Annotated in this window: 5 protein-coding genes; all 5 read right to left on the bottom strand. The window is 32.0% G+C overall.

What is annotated here, in order from left to right; all coding sequences use genetic code 11:
* Positions 1-164: 164 nt before the first annotated feature.
* The 5 genes from A2255_09160 to A2255_09140 all read right to left on the bottom strand — a co-directional run bounded on the left by A2255_09160 (position 165) and on the right by A2255_09140 (position 5,429).
* A complete protein-coding gene (locus tag A2255_09160) occupies positions 165-1,028 on the bottom strand; it encodes a hypothetical protein (protein ID OGI17384.1) in 864 nt (287 codons plus the stop codon).
* Between the two features lie 17 nt (positions 1,029-1,045).
* A complete protein-coding gene (locus A2255_09155; protein ID OGI17383.1) occupies positions 1,046-1,564 on the bottom strand; it encodes a hypothetical protein in 519 nt (172 codons plus the stop codon).
* Entirely contained in the window at positions 1,512-2,801 is a 1,290-nt protein-coding gene (locus tag A2255_09150) for a hypothetical protein (GenBank protein OGI17382.1), read from the bottom strand. The genes A2255_09155 and A2255_09150 overlap by 53 nt, the downstream gene beginning before the upstream one ends.
* Positions 2,802-2,957: 156 nt before the next feature.
* On the bottom strand, positions 2,958-3,869 hold the full coding sequence (locus A2255_09145) for a hypothetical protein (GenBank protein OGI17381.1): 912 nt from the start codon (positions 3,867-3,869) through the stop codon (positions 2,958-2,960).
* Positions 3,870-4,031: 162 nt separating this feature from the next.
* Entirely contained in the window at positions 4,032-5,429 is a 1,398-nt protein-coding gene (locus tag A2255_09140; protein ID OGI17380.1) for a hypothetical protein, read from the bottom strand.
* Positions 5,430-6,130 lie beyond the last annotated feature (701 nt).

Below are 6,130 nucleotides of genomic sequence, written 5' to 3'. Positions count from 1 at the left end.
TTGACTTTTGGTGATTGTCTAATAGAGGTCTAACCTATTTCTTGCACTATTTCAAAAATTCAGTTTTAGTTAAGGACTTTAATAGTGTGACTGAGTCACCTACAAAAATACCTATTGGATTAGAATGAGCTCATCAAAATCCATAAGTATTTTTTACGCTGTCCTTAATTATGTACATACCCAATTGACTGGAAAAAAGGCAAATCAATTCCTTCCTGATTAAATCTTTCAATGATTCTCTTCTTAAACTCTCTTGAAACTGCCCATTGCTGTGCTGTTTTTGTCTTAATAATTAATCTTATTGTCAATCCATTTGGATCAATAGAATCAACTCCAAGTATCTCAGGTTCTTCGATAATTTTATCAGGCCATTCATTCGCAAGATTACTTGCTTCTTGAGATATAATAGAGAAAACTCTCTGAATATCCTGCTTATAAAATACTTTAACGTCAATAACAGCTCTGGACCATAATTTGGTCATTACTATAACTTTTTTTACTTCACCATTTGGAATTATATGAACATTGCCTTCTAAATCCCTTAAAACTGTGGTTCTTAGATTCATATTTTCTACTACACCGGCATGATCATCAATTTTTATTATATCTCCAATACCATATTGATCTTCTAATAAGATAAAGAAGCCCGTAATTATATCTTTAACAAGATTTTGAGCTCCAAAGCTCACTGCTAAACCTAATACACCAACACCGGCAATCACAGGAGCAAGATTTAATCCTAATTCTCCAAGTATCAGCATAAAAGCAATTAAGCTGATAAACACTACAGTAAAACTATTAATGATTCTTGTTATTGTTTGGGTTCTTAATTTAAGCCTATCATCATTTATCAGTGAAGTTGACTCAATTATTTTTCTTACTTTCTCTGCAAATACTATCGCTACTTTAATAATTATCAGCGAAACAACAATTATTAAACCAACCCTTAAAGCTGCTTCTAAAGCATCCTGAGTTGCCAACTTGTTAATTAAAACTTGTAGAGAATTGATATCAAAAACTTTGCTCATACAAAATATTTACACTCTTATTCTTTTCTGTGATGTGAAAAAATCTTCTTAGGAGACTCAATAAATATTCTCTCTAATTTTCTTAAAAATTTCACTATTGCCATCTCTTCATGCTTAATTAGAGGGTCAACAAGTATTGTTATAAGTCCTAATCTTTGTCCTACCCAAATATCAGTCAGAGGTCTATCTCCAATCATTGCCACTTGCGATGGCAATAAGTCCATCTCTTTTAAAGCTTTAGCTGCAATTAACGTTCCTGGTTTTTTAGCTTTTGCATATGCTGGCGCACCAATTAACTGCGCAGCTTCTTCCACATAATGCTTATGTGGATTATTACTTACTATAGAAATTTTAAAATCATTTTTAACAATCTCAAGCCAACCTTCTACTTCCTTTGACAGTTCACAAGTCTTTGGAGCCATAATTGTATTATCAAGGTCAAATATTAAGCCCTTAATACCTTCTGCCCTTAGATCTTCCAGATTAATGTCCGTTACGTGCTCCACAACATAAGTCGGGTTCAGCCTGAATACCATCTTGTCCTTCCTTACTCCTAATAATTCCCCAATGCCAGTTTTCTAATTTGCCATACTGTTCATCCAAACTGAGATAAATTATATCATTAGTATCCGCAACTTGAACAGCTTCATTTTTAGAATTAATTATATTAGTTATCTCAGCGCTTATCTGTTGGGTTGGAGTTATCCATTCGATAAAATCTCCTAACTTGATCTGATTTCTTGCAAGAACTTTATAGGTATTGCTATTTTCCTGCCCAATAATGGTTCCGAGGAAAGTTGCACCGGCTATACCTTTACTAACATTATAATCATAATGACTGGAATCAGGTTTATCAATAAGAAATCCCGTTGTAAAACCACGATTACCTACTTTTGACAACTCATATAACAATTCATTGGTATTAGCTGGTTTTCCTGCATAATGAGCATCTATTGCTTGCCTGTATGCTTTAGCTACGACTGAAGCATAATATAAGCTTTTTGTCCTACCCTCAACCTTAAATGAACATACCCCCGCATTTATTAAATCAGAAATGTGTCCGATTAATGCCTGATCCTTTGGATTAAGAATATATGTCCCTTTTTCATCTTCAGTAATTTCATAATATTGACCCGGACGCTTTTCTTCAACCAGATGATATTTCCATCTACAAGGCTGCACACAGCCACCCTGATTTGATTTTCTCTTATTATCTGTCATATAGTCACTAAGTAAACATCTTCCGGAATATGCAACGCACATAGAGCCATGTACAAGAACTTCTAATTCCATACCAGGAACTTTATTTGCAATTTCTTCTATTTCTCTTAAAGCTAATTCCCTAGCAAGAATTACTCTTGTTATACCTAAATCCTGCCAGAATTTAACAGCTTCATAATTTAGAGTATTTGCTTGAGTACTTACATGGAGAGGAATATCAGGAAGCTTTTTCTTTAATATAGAATAAAATCCTGGATCTCCGAATATAATACCATCAGGCTTAGCATCAGATAAAATCTCAATTAATGGTGGAAGCTTCTCAATATCATTATTTTGAGCAAAGATATTTACCGTCACATAAGCCTTTACACCCATATTATGAGCTGTATCAATAGCATCTTTAATATTTTCTAAAGTAATAACGTTCCCTGATTTCATGCTTCTTAAGCTGAAATCAACTATTCCTAAATAAACGGCATCTGCACCATATGCAATTGCATATTGCATTTTTTCTATATTACCAGCTGGAAGTAAAAGCTCTGCCCTATTCATGACTATTCACTCATAATTTTCAATAGTAACCACACTCACTATACTAATAAGCTTAGCAAAAAGAAAATAATTAAGCTAATCTTACAGATTAATCTATAAGAAAATTAATTTTTATAAAAAGCTTATCTACATTTTCTAGCTAAATATAATCCAGAACTATTTAACTTTAAGATCAAAAATCTCAACTTGCTTATCTTCTATGTTATAAATACCTTTAGATTCAAAGATTAGATTAGTATCCTCTTTTAAGGCTTCATATTTTTTCTTAAATAACTCACTAACTATTACTTCATTATCACCACCAAGATTTAAGAATTTTGTTGTGCTAACAAAATCTTGACCCTCTGTAGCTTCAGAATAAGAGCAATGACAGGCAATTCCATAATAAAATCTTTTACTCTGATCCAACACTTCTTTATTTATTTCTACAACTTTATTATGCACATAAAATGCATAGTCAATGGCATCAATTATATTATAGAAAATAAAGTTACATGCCCCATCTTCACCCTCGAACCCATCAGCCTGCCTACCATTAAATCCTTTTGATTTATTGATAATATCATTTACCATTGTTCCAAGGATGCCTTCACCGAAAACATCCTCTCTTCCAACATATAGATAAGCATTTGCGGTTTCTTTCTGTCTGAATTTTAATACTAAATAAGTAATCTTATTTTTTGCTAGTTCTTCAAGGTATTTCATCCTCTGAAGCTCTTGTTGCTCTCTTTCTCGAGCTTCCTGAATCTTTTTCTTATTCTCTTTTATCATTAACTCTACATTATCCAAAATCTTTTCAAATCCTGAAAAAACAAAAAATACAACAACAAAAATACTTGCCAATATAAATGGAGCAAAATCAACAGTTATATCTTCATATTTGATATTAAAATTAGCATAAACCTTGATAAAAGATAAAAATGGAGAAAATACATACCCTAATATTGCTATAAATGGTTTTATAGCTTGTAAATTAATAAGCGTTAAAAACCAGTAAAACATTATTATTGGAACTAAAAGCAATGAAATTGCTTCAATGAGCTTAACAAACCCTTTTAAAAGTTTCATTTAACTTCTCCTGACAGTCACACGCATTATTAAAGCATATTTACTGAACTATCTTTGAGACCCAAAGCAAACCAAATAACATACAGTGAATCACAAATCTTCTACCATTTAGATAATTATAACTGATTTTTTATTAAATATTAAGTTGTATTTAATAAAAAATTAAATAAATTGATGCTCTTCTGAATTTTCTTTATTAAAAACGCTTACACTTTTGTAATGATGGGAATTTTTATACCAATGATAAACAGCTCGTGCTAATCTTCTAGGACTATGTCTTACCAAACCTTCTTTATTTTTCTCTATTAATCTCTTAATAACAACTTTAACTCCAAGCTTTTTAAGATTTTCTATATCAAGCTTAACTGGTACTGAATTAACCGCTTTATATTTAAGAGCAAGATTCTTTGGAAGACTATCATTAACAAATACTGCATCAATAATATTTTTATATCTCGAATGATCAAGTATAGTCCTTACATGATCAGCAGCTGAAAAATCATCAGTCTCACCAGGCTGAGTCATAATATTACAGATATAAATCTTCTTAGCCCTTGAATTTGATATTGTTTCAGTTATCCCATCTATTAATAAATTTGGAATAATGCTTGTATACAAACTACCTGGTCCTAAGATTATTATGTCAGCGGTTTCAATTGCGTGAACTGCATCTTCAAGAGGCTGTAAATTTGCAGGTTCAGTTCTTAATCTTTTGATTTTACCACCAGCTTCAGGAATATGGGATTCTCCCATAATAACTCTTCCATCTTCAAGCTCAGCAACAAGTCTCATATCATCAAGAGTAGCAGGTAATACCTGTCCTCTTATAGCAAGAACTTTTGATGATTCTTTAACAGCTGTTACCATATCACCGGTAATGGCACACAAAGCTGATAAAAACAGGTTGCCAAAACTATGTCCTTCAAGACCGTTACCTGATTTAAATCTATATTGGAATAATTCTGTTACTAGGTCTTCTTCATCAGCAAGGGCAGCAATACAGTTTCTGATGTCACCTGGAGGAAGAACTCCCATTTCTTCTCTTAATCTGCCTGAACTTCCGCCATCATCGCCTACAGTTACCACTGCTGTTATATTATTTGTTATATGTTTTAAACCTTTTAAAATTGTAGATAAACCTGTGCCACCGCCTATAGCTACAATTTTAGGCCCTCTATTAAGCTTTCTTCTTCTATATAATGTTTCTAAAAGATGTGCTCTATCACCGGGATCTATTGCATCCATAATTGAGGAATTGGCTTTTTTCCATCCTAATAAAAAGAATATAAACCCTAAAAATACAACGATACTGCCTGTCAATGATGATGGAGACTTTTGAGCTACTGTTCGTACCATTTCTATAGACTGGTTAATAGGATGAAGATCTAACACTATTGCCCCGCCAAGAGCCAAACAAAAAGTACCTAAAAATGTTAAGAAGAACCATCTTTTTATTTGCAAACCAGGCAACAACCAAGTCGCCATTCTTGAAACTTTTTTATATTTAGGGACCTTCACTTCTCTACCTCTTAATAGTTCTAAATGCAATATAAACCATATTAAAAATTTAGTAGTGCTACAACCTGATAACTTTAAATTAAGTCTGCTTGGTTCAAAGGCTTTGTGACACAGTCACATTTTTAAGTCATTAATTATTCCAGTGAGGACTAAATTTGTACCTTTGGCACTTAACTTAGGTTCGGTAATGGATATTACCAAAAATTTAATTTCCTTATTTTGCCTAGTTTACCAGAATCCTTAATGTTATCTTATAGTGTATTCCGTATAATATATTCTGTCAAATAGGCAAATACACTAAGAAATTCTAATTATATAAAATACTTATAAACTAAATTCAGAATTATAAATAAACAAAAAATCCAAACTTAATTTTACAAGATAAATATACTTAAAACATTCAACAAATAGAAGATATCTTCGACACTTTTTATAAGTGTAAAATTAGTGCTCTAACAAAATAATTTTAAAGACTTGTGAGTCAGTCCGCTAAGAAAGCAAAAAAAAGTTTTTACCTAGAATTATAAAACGTGGAAATGTCATCCTAAATTTATTTCGGGATCTATCCTGTTTACTAATAAAAGCTTAAAGCGTTAACTGTATAGATGCCGGAACACGTCCGGCATGACATTAGTAAGTATTTTTTCTTACCTCCTTAGAACCTATCCGACAAAAAAACGTCTAAAATTTTAAGTTCAGAAAAATAACTTAAAAGGTTTAGACAAAAATGAGCAAAAACAATG

This window comes from Candidatus Melainabacteria bacterium RIFOXYA2_FULL_32_9 (assembly GCA_001784615.1).
GTDB lineage: Bacteria > Cyanobacteriota > Vampirovibrionia > Gastranaerophilales > UBA9579 > UBA9579.
The sequence above is the reverse complement of the archived record's forward strand: the minus strand, read 5'-3'. Positions and strand labels throughout refer to the sequence as shown.